Below are 15229 nucleotides of genomic sequence, written 5' to 3'. Positions count from 1 at the left end.
TTAAGGATATATAGACGCATGCAGCATTACAACGGCGTTGGCCGGTCAACATGCATGGGTTTCAGCCGGCGTCATATTCCGGTTGACAAAAATATCCTGATCATACCTGTCGGGGCGGCTGAAAGATATCATGAGTGGCAAACCTTGGAACGAATACAGTATTGATCACTGCGTGGGTCTGCTTATGGTATTGGGGTTGAAAAAACTCGATATTGATCCGTTGCGGCGGAAAACTGTTGAATGCGATCACGCAGCAGTCGTTCACCGTTTTGAACGGCAGCTGCATATCGCGCTGGTAATCGTTATCCCTGATATCGGGACCGATGTAGTGCATTTTAAGGAAGGCGGTAAGTGTAATGCTATGATCGAGCGCTTTATGTTCTATGTAATGTTGCATCAGAACAGGAAGCTTCAATAACTGGCTCGCCTCGGTAGTACCGAAGAGGTAAATGCTGAACAATAATATTGCAGCCAGTTTTCGCATCACTCAAAGATAAGGGGATTGGTCCATGCAAACAATGCGTTGCCGCATTGCCAAGCTAAACGGCTGTATGTGCCGCCACGACCGGCTAACACATACAACCGCTGCTATGTATCTCTATTTCAGGGCATTCAGGAAGGTCCATTCCACACCCAATAACCAGCTTCTGTCGGCCATCCGGTTCATATTCCCGGCTAACTGAAACCTGTAACCCAGGTTTGCCTTTACCGTGCTGTTAAAGATCAGCTGAACTGCCGGCGCGAGGTCGGTAGCGTACCGCTTCTTATCCAGGCTGCTTTGTCCCAGCAACTCGAGATAGAGGTTCAGGTTGGTTTGCCCGTAGCTGGTATACTTTTTCGGCAGCACCAGGTAACCGGCAGAAAGTGAATAATTGATCGCTTCATAAGGAACCGTGTTTGCGGCGCTTTTATCATTACGGCCACTTTGCAGCGATTCGGTTAAGCTTACTGTAGTTGATATGGCCAGCTTATGCAGCAATTGCGTTGCGATCACACCAAACTGAACACCCGACTGATCCCCTTCAAGACCCAGTTCATCATACGGTGATTTATTCCGGCTGTAAGCAGCTTCTGCAAAAGCGGCCAGCCTGAAATGGCTGTACATTTCATCACTTGTATAAAAACGGTATTTGGCATAGGTACGCACACTTTCCCAACGCTGAGACGTGCTGTACATATCCGAAAAAGTGGTGGCGGCATGGATCATCAGGTTCCGGTTCAGCCCAAACATCAGTTCTGTGGTATGCCTGCTTTCCGTTCGCGACAGCAAAGGATTACGTAACCATTTTGCAGATTGTTTGATGCTGACCGATCTGGCGGGCATATTGCTGGCCGGTTCGGTAAAGACATAGAGTTCCTGTGCCTGCAGTGAGCCTGCAAACAATGCCATTAAAGGCAGTAATATAATTCTCATAAAACTAAGGTGAATTCCGGCGGCAATACACCGCCGGAATGGTTTTATCAAATGGTTACATGGTATACACGCTTACCTGAGTCATTTCCTGACGGACAACAGGAAGCCATGGTGCCTGTCTGGTAACATTTCATGCTGGTAAGCTGACTGTACTTCTTAAATGCTTTTGCAGAGATGAAGTTTTTGTCTACCAGTGTGATCGTTTTCTCACCATTCAATGTCTGGTCTTTCACATCAACAAAATGAAAGGTTTTATTGCCGATCGTTACATGGGCATCTTTCTTCACTTTGGTATCTGAAAAATCAGTGGTGAGTTTAAGTACGGCAACAGAGAACCCCGCGCCGGTCACCGCTTTGCTCAATGCATCCGGGTCTACGCTGGCGCCATTCTTAAAAACAATATTATAGGTGGAGCCTTCGATATCGGGCGTTACTTTTTCAATAAAGGGAATGGCGGTAAGTGCTTTGTATATCGCTTTGGAGCACATGGCACAGGTTAATCCGCTGGCCTGCAGGCTGGCATTCTTTATCTGCGCCTGAACAGCTGCGGACATAACCAGCAGCGCCATTGCTAAAAACAGCTTTTTCATTGGTTATAATTTTTAGGATCAGTAATGAGGGTTAGTTCTTTTCAGACTGTGGCTTATCATCTTTTTTATCGGCTTTGCGCTCGTACTGGCAGCACTCGTCCAACTTCATGTAAGCTTCGGTATTACCTTTAAGATCCTGTGTATCATAACCGGCGTCGGCTATTTTCTGCTGGATTTGTTTGCTCCCGGTTTTTGCAGAAGGATATTTTACGCTGAGGATATGCGTATCCTTATTCCAGACAGCAGTTGTTGCGCCGCCTTCTTTTGCAGCTTTTTCAATGTTTGATTTGCACATGCCGCAGTTACCCCAAACTTTGATCTCTTCCGATGCTACGGCAGATTTTGTTTTTGACTGGGCCATTGAAACAGTTGCAAACAGTATAAAAGCAATGCTGAAGAATAATGATTTTGTTTTCATATTGATGTGTTTTGAAAATGATGAAGGTTAAAACTAAAGATAGACTGATCCGGCAAGGCAGAACGGGGCATACGCTTCATTACAAGGTATAAAACAGTGCTGGCTTTACTTTAGCCGGGTTAACCGTATCAGATTCTGAAAACACAATACTGCAGGTAGATATCCTGCTCTGAACGCAAGGGAGGTGCGTGGGCATCGGCATACAAATCTGTATTGCCGTTAAAAAGCGGTGCGTCTAACAGGTTCAGTTGCTGACCAATCAGAGCAACCGGCGCCTGGAAAACAAAATCAGCATAAGTGGCTTTATGACTGTCGGCCAGTTTTACCACTTTCTGTTCTGTTTTGCAACAACCATCTTTAGCAACTGTTTTTTTCTTTTTGCCGCATTTACAGGTTGCTTCGGAAGCAAGCTGCTCCATCTGTACGGAGCTCAGTTTACCCATGCAATAATGCATATTCATTACTACACCACTGCTGATGGTGAAGTAGATGAGTGCAATTACAGCTATGAGTATCCGCTTCATTACTGCAAAAATAATGAAGGCTTCCGGTAAAATGTAAAAAAATCTGTTAACTCATCAGTTTACCACAGGTGTTCAGAAGATTAAGTAGCGTTTGATCCGAAGAGTCTGTCTAATGTGTGGGCATTGCCCCGCAGAGCAGTACAATGTTCCTCTTCTTTCGCTGATGTCTCCCGAAGAGAACTCTGGCAGCACGCACTTACGATTTCTAAAGCTGCTTATAGATTTCAACCTTCAGACGGTGTGTTGCTCAGGCCGCCGGGACTCTTCTTTGCGCCTGCGCTTCTTTGGCCTCTGCAAACACTGGTAGATTTATTAAATTCTTCTGAACACCTGTGATCAGTTCACGAAGTTCCACCAGATCCCCAGCCTGGTCCAGAGACCGGGATAAGGGTAAAGTCCGGATGCGAAGTTGTACTTACTGAATTCAAAACCTTTTTTAAGGTTGAGGGTATTCAGGTTTTCGAGGCGTACAAAGCCTTTGAAGCTTTTGATCCGGAAATTGAGGAAAAGGTTGATGTCGGGCCTGTTACTGATGCTTTGCGTATTCTGATAAAGGAACTGGCCCATGAAAGGCGAGTAATTATCCATTTTATAGGGCGTATTGTAACGCAGTTCCACACCGGTTGACAGAAACAGGTTGGTATAAAAATTCCCTTCAAATGCGATCCTGTTCCGGGTGAACAGCAGGGGCAGGTTAACCGGTGGCTGACCTGTGGTCTGCTGCAGGTGTATTTCCGTATACCAGTTCCAGTGCCTGGATAAACGGATCTTTTTTTCCGCATTCAGATGCAGAACATTGAACAATGCTGCTTGTTGCGCAGCATGGAACATACTGTCGAAATAGATATAATTCGTTACTGCAAAATATTCTGCACCCGCTTTGAATGAAGCACCCGGATTTTCATAAATACCGAACAGGCGGATCACATTCTCTTTGTTGAAACCACCGGCATTGAGTACGGGAAAATCGCTTTTCGGGTCAAGGATAAAGGATGGGCTGCGGTTTACATTCTGGAAACCGATATTCAGGTAACCAAGCCTGCTGCCCAGCAGGCGCTTCATACTGATCAGTGCTGCATAATCTCCCGCATTCAGTCCGTTCAGGTACAATTGCCCGTTCGCTTCAATGTCCCAGACCTGGTTGCGGGTGCGGTTACGGTATTCGCCTAATGCATAAATATTATGGTATTTGCTTATCGTAGTAGTGATATCGCCGAATGTTCCTTTCAGGTTCTGCAGGGCAATACCCGCTTTGAGGAACTGGCTCTGGTTGTTTTTATCGGGGAAAGAGATCAGCGCAAACTCGTTGGTAACGCTGTTCCACCTGTCGCGGAAGCTCAATCTTGCGTTATTGGGTAATACCACATTATAATACGTACGGTATTTGATCGAATCCACGGCGTTATCCAGGAACTGGTAGTCTGCACCTGTAATATTGAGAGTATGTTCTATGCGGAAACGGGGGTAAAATAATTTGATGGTAACAGAATCCGTAACCAGCGAATCTTTCTTGCCCAGATCGAAATGATGCCTGAACAGGATCGTTGAATTGCTGTAAATATTTCCTGTGTTTACAGTTGTATTGAAAGGATTCCGCGTGAAGGTACTCCCCTGCCCCAGCCTTGTTTCCAGTTCATACGGATCATTCAGGGCAAGACTGTCGAGCTTCCTTACATCCTGTAAACCGCCGTTTTCTGAAGAAGCACTTTTGTTGGAGAGATAGATGAAAAAATATTCATACTGCCTGTTCCTGGTCTGGTAATGCATCGTGGCCCGCATATTACCCTGACTGGCATTCTGGTTTTTCAGGATGCCAGGCGCATTTCCGAACCGGTACTCGAAAGAAAAATTGAAGTTGCTTTTGCGGTTCTGGGTATGGGTAATATTGAGCAGTTGTTCCGCTTTGCTTCCGATCAGGTACGACAGTTCGGTATACGGCCTTGTTGTCTGGTAAAACTTTGTGTTCTCGATCGTAAACTGGTAAGGATCATATTGGTGAAACCCTGCGTCGAACCCTGGTTTCATGAGCGGATTGAACAGGAACGACTGGGCAGCGGTAGCATAGTTTCCCAGCGTATGATAATTAGCCGGTAATGGAAACCGGGTATAAAAATCATTGATCGAAGAATCGATGATGCGGTTACGTGTTGAATCGAAAAAACGGTAAAAGATCGTAATGGAATCAGCGAATGCATCACGATGTTGCAGGGAATCGCTTCCTTTCGCTTTTTTGATCGGTCTGCCGGCACGGTCGTAAGTGATGTCCGGGTCGATCGTTTTCTGGGTACCGGGCCGGATCTGCTGGTTCTGCGCCATAGCCTGCTGAGTGGCAGCAGCCATACCACAACACAATAAACAGATCAGTATTTTTTGCACCATCGTAACGGGCATACCTTTTAAATATGTTGCAAAATATAAGATAGTACAGGGTTTTACGCCCAGCAGATAGCTGTAATGTTGTTAAAATAAGAGGTCGCCTACAGTGTTTTTACCAGTTCAGTGAACAACAGGGTGAGCTTGGGTTCCGCCGCTGCTGCAGCTTCAAGTACTTCCTGGTGCGTGATCACATTTTCTTCCTCACGGATGCCGAGGTCGGTAATCACACTCATGGCAAATACTTCCATACCGCAATGAACAGCGGCAATTGTTTCCTGCACGGTGCTCATCCCTACTGCATCTCCACCTAAAACATGAATCAATTTATATTCGGCGCGGGTTTCAAATGTAGGACCTGTTACGCCAAGGTAAACCCCCTGCTTCAGTTCTATATTATTCGCTTGCGCAATTCCTTCAACAGAGCGGATCAGTTTTTTGCTGTAGGGCTCGCTCATGTCCGGGAAACGGGTACCGAGGGAATCATCGTTTTTACCCAGTAACGGATTAATGGTGAAAAGGCTGATATGATCGTTGATGATCATCAGATCGCCTACTTTAAACCCTGGTGTAACCCCACCGGCAGCATTGGACAGCAGCAATGTCTGCACACCCAGCAAACGCATGGTACGCACAGGGTAAACTACCTGCTGGGGCGTATAGCCTTCGTAGAAGTGGAAACGGCCGGCCATCACCCATACTTTTTTACCGCCCAGTTCTCCGAAAATGAGGCGGCCCTTATGCCCTTCAACAGTGCTTACAGGAAAATGCGGAATATCATTATAGGAGATCTCACGCTCCACTTTTATTTCATTGGCCAGGTTGCCGAGGCCGCTGCCGAGGATAATACCGATCGCAGCATCACCCGTTCCCAATCCTTTGATATAAGCTACTGTTTCCTGTAACTGTTGCATGGTTTCAGACATAAATACTTAATTAGTGGGCAAATATACGGAAAGGTTCACCGTAGCGGATAAAGGAATCAGTCAGGTTACAAAAGGCAGATGCCGGCTTCATCATGAATTCACATAAATTTCACCCTATTTTCAAAATCATTAGCTACTTTCAGGCGTAGCTAAATGATATCGCATGGTTCCAGCTTTAAGAGAAGCATTTAATAAAGCCTTTACAGAAGAAAAATACCAGGAATACCTGGCTGATCTGGACAGCAAACATCCGGGGGCCATCGACTTCAGGGTGGCCGAGACCCCTGTTTTTATAGATCGGGAGTTCAGGGACAAGATGCTTTCTGCCTGTGAGAGCATTATCGATGTAATTACACAGTTCAACTTCAAAACACTCACTTTACACGCTATTCCGCCCGAACTGAAAGTACCTGGCGACAGCGGCCATACACATTTTATCGCTTTCGATTTCGGTATCTGCGAAGACGGCCGGGGCGGTTACGATCCGCAGCTGGTTGAAATGCAGGGGTTCCCGTCTTTATTTGCTTACCAGGCATGGCAGGATGAGGTTTTACGCCGTTATTTCAGCATTCCCGGAAATTACAGCACTTACCTCAATGGTTATACGGAAGCCAGCTACCTGAAATTGCTGAAAGAGATCATACTGGGCGATCATACACCCGAAGAAGTGATCCTGCTGGAACTGTTCCCGCACAAACAAAAAACAAGGATCGATTTTTACTGTACGGCAGACGCTACGGGGATACCGGTTGTATGCCTTACCGAACTGGTTCAGAAAGGACAGCAGCTCTTCTACATCAAAGAAGGCAGGCAGGTGCTGGTTAAACGCATTTATAACCGCGTCATTTTCGATGAACTGAGCCAGCAACCGGAAGAGGTACGCGAAAAAGGACGTATCCTGCTGGAAGAGCTGGACGTGGAATGGGTAACGCATCCCGACTGGTTCTACCGCATCAGCAAATACACATTGCCTTTTATCGATCATCCGTATGTGCCTTATACCCGTTTCCTGGCAACCGAAGCCCCGTTGCCCGAAGACCTGGAGAATTATGTATTGAAACCCTTATTTTCATTCGCAGGTCAGGGTGTAGTGATCGATCTTACACAGGCCGATATCGATGCCGTCACCGACCCGCATAACTGGATACTGCAGCGTAAAGTGCAATATGCAGATGTGATCCAGACACCCGGCGATCCTGCCAAAGCCGAAATACGTATTTTCTATTTCTGGAAAGAAGGCTGGGATCGTCCTGTAGCCGTCAACAACCTGGCTCGTCTCAGCAAGGGAAAAATGATCGGTGTGCGGTACAATAAGGATAAAGACTGGGTAGGCGGCTCTATGGCTTATTTCGAGCAGTAACGGCCACTTACATGGCGCTGGTCATTTCTGTATACCAGTTGCTTAATGATGCATCCATTTCTTCTATCAGCTGTATAAAAGAAAACCGTCCCATGGCATAAGGTACGGGTGTTTCACTGTCGGCCGCCGTGATGTATACTATATCATATTCATTACCGGGGTAAATGGTATTGGAGTCAAAGCAATACATGCCGCCGTCATAGGCATCTGCAAAAGGCAGTAAGCCTTTGTCGAGCGTAATATCCCTGCCCCAGTTGCAGATACGTTGCATGTTGTCATCGATCCAGCTGCGGGTATGTTTGAAGAAAGAGGCTTCGTGTGCGAAAAAAAGATCTACAAAGTGCTTGTAGCTAAGGAACATGATATAGGTTTCGGGCAAAGCGATACCGGTCAGTTTTTCATATTTGTCGAAGTCGGCAGCACTGATCGCCGCGCGCTCCGGTTTCCAGAAACACATGTCCTGTGACAAATGGTCTTTGGAATGATCCATCATGTAATCCGGGACCATATACATCCGGTTGAACAGGCCGTTGATATCCGTACCTGCTACCGTTAGCGCATGATCGATGCATGAAGTGATATACCGGTATTCCTCTATCATATTAGTACTGTAAAGTTATGGGAATCGGCATGGAGAATAATTGCCGGGTTCCTTATCCGATCACATGAACCCGTTTTTTTCGCTGCAGGTACTTCTGGTGGATGATCTCACTCATCGGCTTTTCAAGCACTTTACTTTCCACCCACGAGATAACATCCAGGTAGGCGAATGCACGCGTTTCGAAACGGCTTTTTTCAAATTGTTTGATGGTTTCAAGAAAACTGCGCAGTTCCTGCTTGAGTTTATAGCCCGGCCGGTGAAAAGAGTGCCGGAGAAACTTGAACATTTCTTCCTCGATCACCGTCAGGTTCTCCATGCGGGCCATAAAACGATATACAGAACGGATCAGCGACCCTTCTATCAATTCCACATTCCCCAGTTCATAGTGTGCCATCATGTGCAGCAGTCGTGCATAGCATTGCAGATCGTTACGCAGATCCACATGATCATTGATGATACGGCGGAGATAATCGATCGACATTTCATAATCGCCATTACCGAAAAACAGTGTGGCCATTTTGTAATTGAATACAAGGATCCTGTGTTTGTCGATATAAATAGCATTTTCTTCAAGCTGTTCCTCAATATAAGGTACGAGCGACAAGCCTTCCCGGAAAGTACCCGTCATCAGGTGCCAGTTGATCTTGGCACTGGTGATATAGATAAAAGTGTGTACCCGGAAAATATCGTGCATATTCGCCACCGGCGTTTGGGCAAAAACCTCGAAACGGCCAAGCGTATGCTGGAAACCTTCAAAATTACGCAGGTCAAAATGAGCATTCAGCACATTATGCAGACCTTTGATATAATGACCGGTTTCCACGGCAATCATCGCCTCCTGTTCATCAAAAAGCCCTACCCATTTCTGGCTGTATTTGTAATACATGAGAAAATCCTGGCGGATAAATGCATACCAGCAATAACTCTGGTAGAGATATAAACGTTCGTAAAAGCCGGTAAGCGCCCCTGCATTTTCCGGAAGATGCGATTTGAAATAGGTTTTTATATCTGTTTCGTCTGTTTCGTTACGTGCATGACCGTTTTTCACATACCAGCTGTACAGCTGCAGGGCAAGGTTCGATAACTGCGTGATCACTTTCCGCTTTTCATTCACTTCTATGGCTTCCGCAGTAAGGCGTTCAGCCCTGTCCTGCATACTCCTGGTGATATGGAGGGTTTCAATCTTCTTTTCGAGTGAAATTACCTGGATCAAAAAACTGTCCTGGTTATAGGCGAGCGCCAGGTCTTTCACCTTATCCAGGATCTTCAGGCTTTGGTGGTATAACCCTTTGTTATACAATATCCTTGCATGATCCAGCTGTTCATGTAATTGAAGGTCAATACTTTCTGAAGTCTTAAGCAGGCGAAGACTGGCCAAAACCTGTTTGTAAAGATGTGTTTTGAGGTTTGCCAGCTGTGGTTTTTCCACAGAAGACAGTTTTTTCAGCAATAATTTCTCGTCGTATTCGGAAAGTTTGTCCAGCGCATCGAATAACTGGATGATTTTCAGGTCTTCTTTAGCGGAATTTCGTTTGATGTATAGCTTGAAATTTCTTTTTTCCGACTTCTGAAGGGATCTTATCAATTGAAATAAAGGATCAGTTGAACGGTTGGGCATCATAAACTTTTTAAGCAAAAACTCAATACTACAAAGGGTTTCAGCCTACAGCAACCACTTTCAGCATAATAAATCCTTTCCAAAGTTGTTTTTTTTACTGCCATACAGTACTCTACATTTGTGATAGAATAAAACGATAGCAACAGCAAAATAAAGGCAAGCAATCGTAAAGCAAACAATCGAAGAGAACTGCAAAAGCAGTTAAAAATATACAAGGTATCCTGACAGATACATCAAGAGTTTTCGTATGGCAAGCAATCGTAGAGGTCGTTCCGTTTCCACGGAGGGACCCTTTTTTTTGCAATAATAGCCCAAGAACCGATATTTTCCACTTTTTTGGCTTCTTTTTTCAGTTCCTCCCTGAATTATTTTACTGAAACAGGCGGTCAGGCATTGATTTTTTCATGCGCCCAGTCCAGCGCGATCCGTAACTGTTCTTCACGTGTGAGGTTGCTGTTATCGAGAATGATGGCATCGTCTGCTTTTCTCAGTGGGCTGAACTCGCGGTTACTGTCGATATAATCGCGCATTTCGAGGTTATTCCGTACTTCTTCGATCGTGATATTCGGGTTTTTCGCGTACAGTTCCTTAAATCTCCGTTCCACGCGTACGGCCGGATCAGCGGTAACAAATATTTTGAGTTCGGCCCGGGGGAATACGGCGGTGCCGATATCACGTCCATCCATTACAATCCCTTTTTTCCTGCCCATTTCCTGCTGCTGTGCAACGGCAAACTCCCGTACATCCTTCAGCGCAGATACTGCACTTACATGTTCGCTTACCAGCATGTCACGGATCAGCGCTTCCACGTTTTCATCATTCAGGTACATATCGCTGATGCCGGTATGTTCATTATACTGGAATGAAAGACTAATCTCTGTCAGCGCGTTTTTAACGGCATCCAGGTCTTCCCAGTTGATGTGATTACGCAGAAAATAAAGCGTAATGGCCCTGTACATAGCCCCGCTGTCAATAAACACATAATTCAGCTTATTGGCCAGTTGCCTTGCCAGCGTACTTTTCCCGCAGGAAGAATAGCCGTCGAGTGTAATGATAATCGCTTTTTTTTTCATGAGTCCGTTGCTATGATCAGACGGGGCAAAGTTGCATAAAAAAACCGGTGTTAGTAACACCGGTTTTAAAATTTGCCATATCTGATTAAGGCATCAGAACCGTATCGATCACATGAATTACGCCGTTGCTCTGGTAAACGTCTTTGATAGTAACCATAGCTGATCCGCCCTTTTCATCAGTAAGTACAAGTTTGCCGTTTTTCATGGTAGCTTTCAGCACACCGCCCTGTACTGTTTTGATTACCGCAGTTCCTTTTCCTTCTGCGATCAGTTTTGCGATAGCCGCTGCATCCCATTTTCCGGCTACCACATGATAGGTAAGTACGGTGGCAAGCATTGCCTTGTTCTCTGGTTTGAGCAGGTTTTCTACTGTTCCTTTCGGCAGTTTATCAAACGCTGCATTTGTTGGTGCGAACACGGTGAAAGGGCCTGCACTTTTCAATGTTTCAACCAGCCCTGCTGCTTTAACTGCGGCAACGAGCGTGGTGTGATCTTTTGAATTCACAGCATTCTCAACAATATTTTTTGATGGATACATTGCAGCCCCGCCAACCTCTACGGTCTTTTCTTTCTGGGCCATAGATGCATTGATAATAACTGCTGACAGCATCAGCATGATGAGCTTCTTCATACATGTTCGTTTTTATTTTTTCGCTTAAGTGTTTACAGGAACATGTACGGAGGCCGATGTATTATGGATTGCCAATACCGAAAAGATCTTTTTTTCTTTTCTCCATTTCAGCAGCTATGGCGCGGGAATCGGCATCGCGTTGCTGCAGTTGCTCAATAATATGCTCAAAACTTTTCTGATCCCGGTTCTGGCTCAATTTGAATACATGATCCAGCGAGGCAACCCTGATCTCGAATGCTATAATTGCTTTCAGCATACGTTCCAGATATGCTTGGGGTAATTCTTTATACAAGGATGGTGAAGCAGGGTTCTGCTCAAAATGAGCGGTGAGTTCATCAAGCATTCCGGGTAATGCAGCAGCATCGAGAAAGTTGATTTCTCCGGCGGCATGCACCGTCATATAATTCCAGGTAGAAGCCTGTTGTTTATTCTCGTACCAGCTGGCACTTACATACGCATGCGGACCGGAAAAAACAGCGAGTACCTGCCTGTTATTTTCAAAAGCTTTATGATGATCCGTTTGTTTCATGATATGCCCCTGCAGATATAACCCGTCTTCCCGCTCTTTGATCAGCAACGGAACATGTGTGGCAACGGGCGTACCCTGGGCACTGGTTCCGGTAATAATGGCAAATGGATAATTACGTATGAATTCATACACTACCTGCGGGTTATGCTCTTTGTGATTGGGAAGATTATACATGCTTTAAAATTAGCCGGTTCCTGCAGGTTGTGCAACAGTAAAACATACAAGTGGATAATGTTATTGTTAAACGGAAAAGCCACGGATTGGCTGTCCGTGGCTTTTCAATTATTTACATGAGCTTTAAACTACTACACTGATCGGTTCAGTGCGACTGATATTTGCATTACGAATCGCGATATTACGGATCGCCTGCGCTGCAAAGGATCTGAAAGCTTCCTGGCTGGCCGGCTCATCGCCTACCATTGCAGGTACACCGGCATCACCACCTTCGCGGATACCCTGCACCAGCGGTATCTGGCCTAAAAAGGAAAGATCATATTCTTCCGCCAGTTTTTTACCACCTTCTTTACCAAACAGGTAATACTTGTTTTCCGGCAGTTCTGCAGGCGTGAAATAAGCCATATTTTCTACCAGTCCGATGATCGGGACATTGATCTGCGCCTGTCCGAACATGGCAATCCCTTTTTTTGCATCAGCCAATGCCACATTCTGCGGCGTTGTTACAATCACCACACCTGTTACTGGCACAGTCTGCATGAGTGTAAGATGGATATCGCCTGTACCCGGCGGCATATCGATCACGAGATAATCCAGTTCGCCCCAGTCAACATCCGTTACAAACTGTTTGATCGCACTGCTTGCCATCGGTCCGCGCCAGACCACAGCATTCTTTTCGTCTACCAGCAGGCCGATGCTCATCAGTTTGATACCGTATTTCTCCAGCGGCACGATAACTCCTTTACCATCCATTTCCTTCATCATGGGCCGTTCTCCTCTTACACCGAACATAATAGGTACGCTCGGACCGTAGATATCGGCATCCATCAATCCTACAGATGCTCCGCCTTCGGCAAGTGCAAGCGCGAGGTTAGCGGATACGGTACTTTTCCCAACACCACCTTTTCCGCTCACGACCGCGATAATATTTTTAACCCCGCCCAGGATCTGCTGACCGTCTTTACGGTTGGTAGAAGTGTTTGCGGTAAAATGGATAGATACATTGGCATCTTTGTTCACCAGCAGTTTGATCGCATTTACGCTGGCTGTACGCATCATATCTTTCATCGGACATGCCGGCGTAGTGAGAACCAGTGTAAAATTGACATCATTACCGGAAATCTTGATATCCCTGATCATATTAAGTGTAACCAGATCCTTTCCCAGGTCCGGCTCCTGCACATTGCTCAACGCCTTTAAAATGGCTTCTTCTGTCATCACGCAAGTTTTTGTTAAAAAAGAAATCAGGCCGCAAAGTTAAACGCTTGCGGCCTTACTTTGTCTTTATTCGCGTCGTATTTAGCTACCCTGGCTTAATTTGTGTATAAACGCTTTGTATTTTTATGCCGATGAAGAGAACTTTACGATACTTTTTAATTATTGCGGTTCTGGGGGTTTCTGTCCATAAAACGGCAGTAGCCCAGCAAATTAATCCCAATCCTTACCGGGATTCTATTGTACAGCTGTTTGGAGTGGTTATGACAGCAGACAGCCTCCGGGGTGTCCCCTCTGCCAGCGTGATCGTGGAAGGCAAAGGCCGGGGTACCATTACCAGCCAGGACGGCGTATTCTCCATTGCCGTGCTGAAGGGCGACCGGATCACTTTTTCCAGCATAGGTTTTAAAGACAAAACGATAGTTATACCGGTTGATCTTAAAGAGAACCAGTACAGCGTGATCCAGCTGATGGTCAGTGACACCACATATCTCCCTGCCACCATCCTTAAACCCAGGCCAACCCGGGAGCAGTTTGAACGGGATTTTGTAAACAATACCGTGCCGGACGACCTGCTCGAAACCGCCCGTAAGAATACGGACGAGGCTCAGCGAAGGATTCTTGTGAACAGCCTGCCGGCCGATGGCAGAGAGGCAGTCAATTTCCAGCTTCGCCAGCAGGCTAACAAAGCCTATTACAGCGGCCAGGTTCCGCCGATGAACATTTTTAACCCGGCTGCATGGGCCGACTTCATCAAAGCGTGGAAAAGGGGCGACTTCAAGCGAAAAAAATAATATAGGTGGGATAATTGTACTCCGGCCGGCAACTTCCTGAGCAAGGAATGCAGGAAGGCTTTACATTTGCGGTAACTTACAAACGATTGTTTATGTCTTTGAAAAATATCGCAGTGATCGGCGCAGGAACTATGGGGAATGGTATCGCGCATGTATTTGCCCAGTCAGGATTTAGTGTAACGCTGATCGACGTCAACAGTGCACAGCTGGAAAAAGCTGTTCAGACCATCGGACGTAATCTCGACAGGCAGGTGAGCAAAGGCAGTTTGACAGAAGAACAGAAGACCGGGACATTACAGCGCCTCACTACTCAGACGGATCTCGCTGCGGGTGTCGCAAATGCATCACTGGTAGTAGAAGCCGCTACTGAAAATACGGAACTTAAACTCAAAATATTCCAGCAGCTCGATGCAGCAGCGCCTGCAGATGCTATCCTGGCAACAAATACCTCATCCATTTCCATCACCAGGATTGCTTCGGTAACAAAACGACCGGAACTGGTGATCGGTATGCATTTCATGAACCCTGTGCCGGTGATGAAACTGGTAGAGATCATTAATGGTTATGCTACATCCAAAGAAGTAACGGCAACCATTACCGAACTCAGCAAACAACTGGGCAAAGTGCCCTGCGTTGTGAATGACTACCCGGGATTCATAGCCAATAAAATACTGATGCCCATGATCAACGAGGCGATCTGTAGTCTGTATGAAGGCATTGCTGGTGTGGAAGCGATCGACAGCATCATGAAACTGGGTATGGCTCATCCGATGGGACCATTGCAGCTTGCAGACTTTATAGGGCTGGATGTTTGCCTGAGCATTCTGCAGGTATTGCACCAGGGCTTCGGCAATCCCAAATATGCACCTTGTCCGCTGCTGGTAAATATGGTTGCGGCAGGAAAGCTCGGTGTGAAGAGTGGTGAAGGTTTTTATACTTATACACCGGGAAGTAAAGAACTGGTAGTGAGCAGCAGGTTTGCCGGGTAA

16 protein-coding genes are annotated in these 15229 nt (G+C 46.1%); 3 read left to right on the top strand and 13 right to left on the bottom strand.

Annotation, left to right across the window (positions count from 1 at the left end):
* Window positions 1-100 precede the first annotated feature (100 nt).
* From B5D42_RS04035 to B5D42_RS04005, 7 genes are all read right to left on the bottom strand, one after another.
* Window positions 101-484 (bottom strand): hypothetical protein, encoded by a 384-nt coding sequence (locus B5D42_RS04035; RefSeq protein ID WP_078830161.1) that lies wholly within the window; start codon window positions 482-484, stop codon window positions 101-103.
* Window positions 485-598: 114 nt separating this feature from the next.
* The gene (locus tag B5D42_RS04030) at window positions 599-1414 is read right to left on the bottom strand and encodes a hypothetical protein (RefSeq protein ID WP_078830160.1); all 816 of its coding nucleotides are present in this window, start codon (window positions 1412-1414) and stop codon (window positions 599-601) included.
* Between the two features lie 47 nt (window positions 1415-1461).
* Window positions 1462-2004, bottom strand: coding sequence for a heavy-metal-associated domain-containing protein (locus B5D42_RS04025; protein WP_078830159.1), 543 nt, complete (start codon window positions 2002-2004; stop codon window positions 1462-1464).
* A 31-nt stretch (window positions 2005-2035) separates the two neighbouring features.
* On the bottom strand, window positions 2036-2422 hold the full coding sequence (locus tag B5D42_RS04020; protein WP_078830158.1) for a heavy-metal-associated domain-containing protein: 387 nt from the start codon (window positions 2420-2422) through the stop codon (window positions 2036-2038).
* A gap of 128 nt (window positions 2423-2550) precedes the next feature.
* On the bottom strand, window positions 2551-2946 hold the full coding sequence (locus tag B5D42_RS04015; RefSeq protein ID WP_078830157.1) for an HYC_CC_PP family protein: 396 nt from the start codon (window positions 2944-2946) through the stop codon (window positions 2551-2553).
* Window positions 2947-3282: 336 nt separating this feature from the next.
* The gene (locus tag B5D42_RS04010; protein WP_176112895.1) at window positions 3283-5286 is read right to left on the bottom strand and encodes a putative porin; all 2004 of its coding nucleotides are present in this window, start codon (window positions 5284-5286) and stop codon (window positions 3283-3285) included.
* Window positions 5287-5423: 137 nt separating this feature from the next.
* A complete protein-coding gene (locus B5D42_RS04005; RefSeq protein ID WP_078830155.1) occupies window positions 5424-6245 on the bottom strand; it encodes a purine-nucleoside phosphorylase in 822 nt (273 codons plus the stop codon).
* 163 nt (window positions 6246-6408) lie between these two features.
* On the opposite strand from B5D42_RS04005, the gene B5D42_RS04000 reads away from it, so the two are divergent.
* Complete coding sequence (locus B5D42_RS04000; RefSeq protein WP_078830154.1) at window positions 6409-7605, top strand: hypothetical protein; 1197 nt, start codon at window positions 6409-6411, stop codon at window positions 7603-7605.
* A 7-nt stretch (window positions 7606-7612) separates the two neighbouring features.
* Here the strand turns inward: B5D42_RS04000 and B5D42_RS03995 are convergent, their stop codons facing one another.
* From B5D42_RS03995 to B5D42_RS03970, 6 genes are all read right to left on the bottom strand, one after another.
* A complete protein-coding gene (locus tag B5D42_RS03995; RefSeq protein WP_078830153.1) occupies window positions 7613-8206 on the bottom strand; it encodes an SMI1/KNR4 family protein in 594 nt (197 codons plus the stop codon).
* Window positions 8207-8258: 52 nt separating this feature from the next.
* On the bottom strand, window positions 8259-9824 hold the full coding sequence (locus tag B5D42_RS03990) for a hypothetical protein (protein WP_078830490.1): 1566 nt from the start codon (window positions 9822-9824) through the stop codon (window positions 8259-8261).
* Between the two features lie 386 nt (window positions 9825-10210).
* Window positions 10211-10897: a (d)CMP kinase gene (cmk, locus tag B5D42_RS03985; RefSeq protein WP_078830152.1), complete on the bottom strand. Its 687-nt coding sequence runs from the start codon at window positions 10895-10897 to the stop codon at window positions 10211-10213.
* Window positions 10898-10982: 85 nt separating this feature from the next.
* Window positions 10983-11528: a fasciclin domain-containing protein gene (locus B5D42_RS03980; protein ID WP_078830151.1), complete on the bottom strand. Its 546-nt coding sequence runs from the start codon at window positions 11526-11528 to the stop codon at window positions 10983-10985.
* Window positions 11529-11589: 61 nt separating this feature from the next.
* Window positions 11590-12231, bottom strand: a complete 642-nt coding sequence (locus tag B5D42_RS03975; RefSeq protein ID WP_078830150.1) for an FMN-binding negative transcriptional regulator — start codon at window positions 12229-12231, stop codon at window positions 11590-11592.
* A 123-nt stretch (window positions 12232-12354) separates the two neighbouring features.
* A complete protein-coding gene (locus tag B5D42_RS03970; protein WP_078830149.1) occupies window positions 12355-13449 on the bottom strand; it encodes an Mrp/NBP35 family ATP-binding protein in 1095 nt (364 codons plus the stop codon).
* 260 nt (window positions 13450-13709) lie between these two features.
* On the opposite strand from B5D42_RS03970, the gene B5D42_RS03965 reads away from it, so the two are divergent.
* Both B5D42_RS03965 and B5D42_RS03960 read left to right on the top strand, forming a co-directional pair.
* On the top strand, window positions 13710-14240 hold the full coding sequence (locus B5D42_RS03965) for a carboxypeptidase-like regulatory domain-containing protein (protein WP_245825541.1): 531 nt from the start codon (window positions 13710-13712) through the stop codon (window positions 14238-14240).
* Between the two features lie 92 nt (window positions 14241-14332).
* Complete coding sequence (locus B5D42_RS03960) at window positions 14333-15229, top strand: 3-hydroxybutyryl-CoA dehydrogenase (protein ID WP_078830488.1); 897 nt, start codon at window positions 14333-14335, stop codon at window positions 15227-15229.

This window comes from Sediminibacterium ginsengisoli, assembly GCF_900167075.1.
GTDB lineage: Bacteria > Bacteroidota > Bacteroidia > Chitinophagales > Chitinophagaceae > Sediminibacterium > Sediminibacterium ginsengisoli.
Note: the sequence above shows the minus strand (reverse complement) of the source record. Positions and strands in the feature narration are given on the sequence as shown.

Bases quoted from the DNA above. Each gene is read 5' to 3' on its own strand.
- B5D42_RS03990 (WP_078830490.1), bottom strand. From the start codon at position 9,824: ATGCCCAACCGTTCAACTGATCCTTTATTTCAATTGATAAGATCCCTT.
- B5D42_RS03960 (WP_078830488.1), top strand. From the start codon at position 14,333: ATGTCTTTGAAAAATATCGCAGTGATCGGCGCAGGAACTATGGGGAAT.
- B5D42_RS04010 (WP_176112895.1), bottom strand. From the start codon at position 5,286: ATGGCTGCTGCCACTCAGCAGGCTATGGCGCAGAACCAGCAGATCCGG.
- B5D42_RS04020 (WP_078830158.1), bottom strand. From the start codon at position 2,422: ATGAAAACAAAATCATTATTCTTCAGCATTGCTTTTATACTGTTTGCA.
- B5D42_RS04005 (WP_078830155.1), bottom strand. From the start codon at position 6,245: ATGTCTGAAACCATGCAACAGTTACAGGAAACAGTAGCTTATATCAAA.
- cmk (WP_078830152.1), bottom strand. From the start codon at position 10,897: ATGAAAAAAAAAGCGATTATCATTACACTCGACGGCTATTCTTCCTGC.
- B5D42_RS04035 (WP_078830161.1), bottom strand. From the start codon at position 484: ATGCGAAAACTGGCTGCAATATTATTGTTCAGCATTTACCTCTTCGGT.
- B5D42_RS04000 (WP_078830154.1), top strand. From the start codon at position 6,409: ATGGTTCCAGCTTTAAGAGAAGCATTTAATAAAGCCTTTACAGAAGAA.
- B5D42_RS03995 (WP_078830153.1), bottom strand. From the start codon at position 8,206: ATGATAGAGGAATACCGGTATATCACTTCATGCATCGATCATGCGCTA.
- B5D42_RS03970 (WP_078830149.1), bottom strand. From the start codon at position 13,449: ATGACAGAAGAAGCCATTTTAAAGGCGTTGAGCAATGTGCAGGAGCCG.
- B5D42_RS03965 (WP_245825541.1), top strand. From the start codon at position 13,710: ATGACAGCAGACAGCCTCCGGGGTGTCCCCTCTGCCAGCGTGATCGTG.
- B5D42_RS03980 (WP_078830151.1), bottom strand. From the start codon at position 11,528: ATGAAGAAGCTCATCATGCTGATGCTGTCAGCAGTTATTATCAATGCA.
- B5D42_RS04030 (WP_078830160.1), bottom strand. From the start codon at position 1,414: ATGAGAATTATATTACTGCCTTTAATGGCATTGTTTGCAGGCTCACTG.
- B5D42_RS04015 (WP_078830157.1), bottom strand. From the start codon at position 2,946: ATGAAGCGGATACTCATAGCTGTAATTGCACTCATCTACTTCACCATC.
- B5D42_RS03975 (WP_078830150.1), bottom strand. From the start codon at position 12,231: ATGTATAATCTTCCCAATCACAAAGAGCATAACCCGCAGGTAGTGTAT.
- B5D42_RS04025 (WP_078830159.1), bottom strand. From the start codon at position 2,004: ATGAAAAAGCTGTTTTTAGCAATGGCGCTGCTGGTTATGTCCGCAGCT.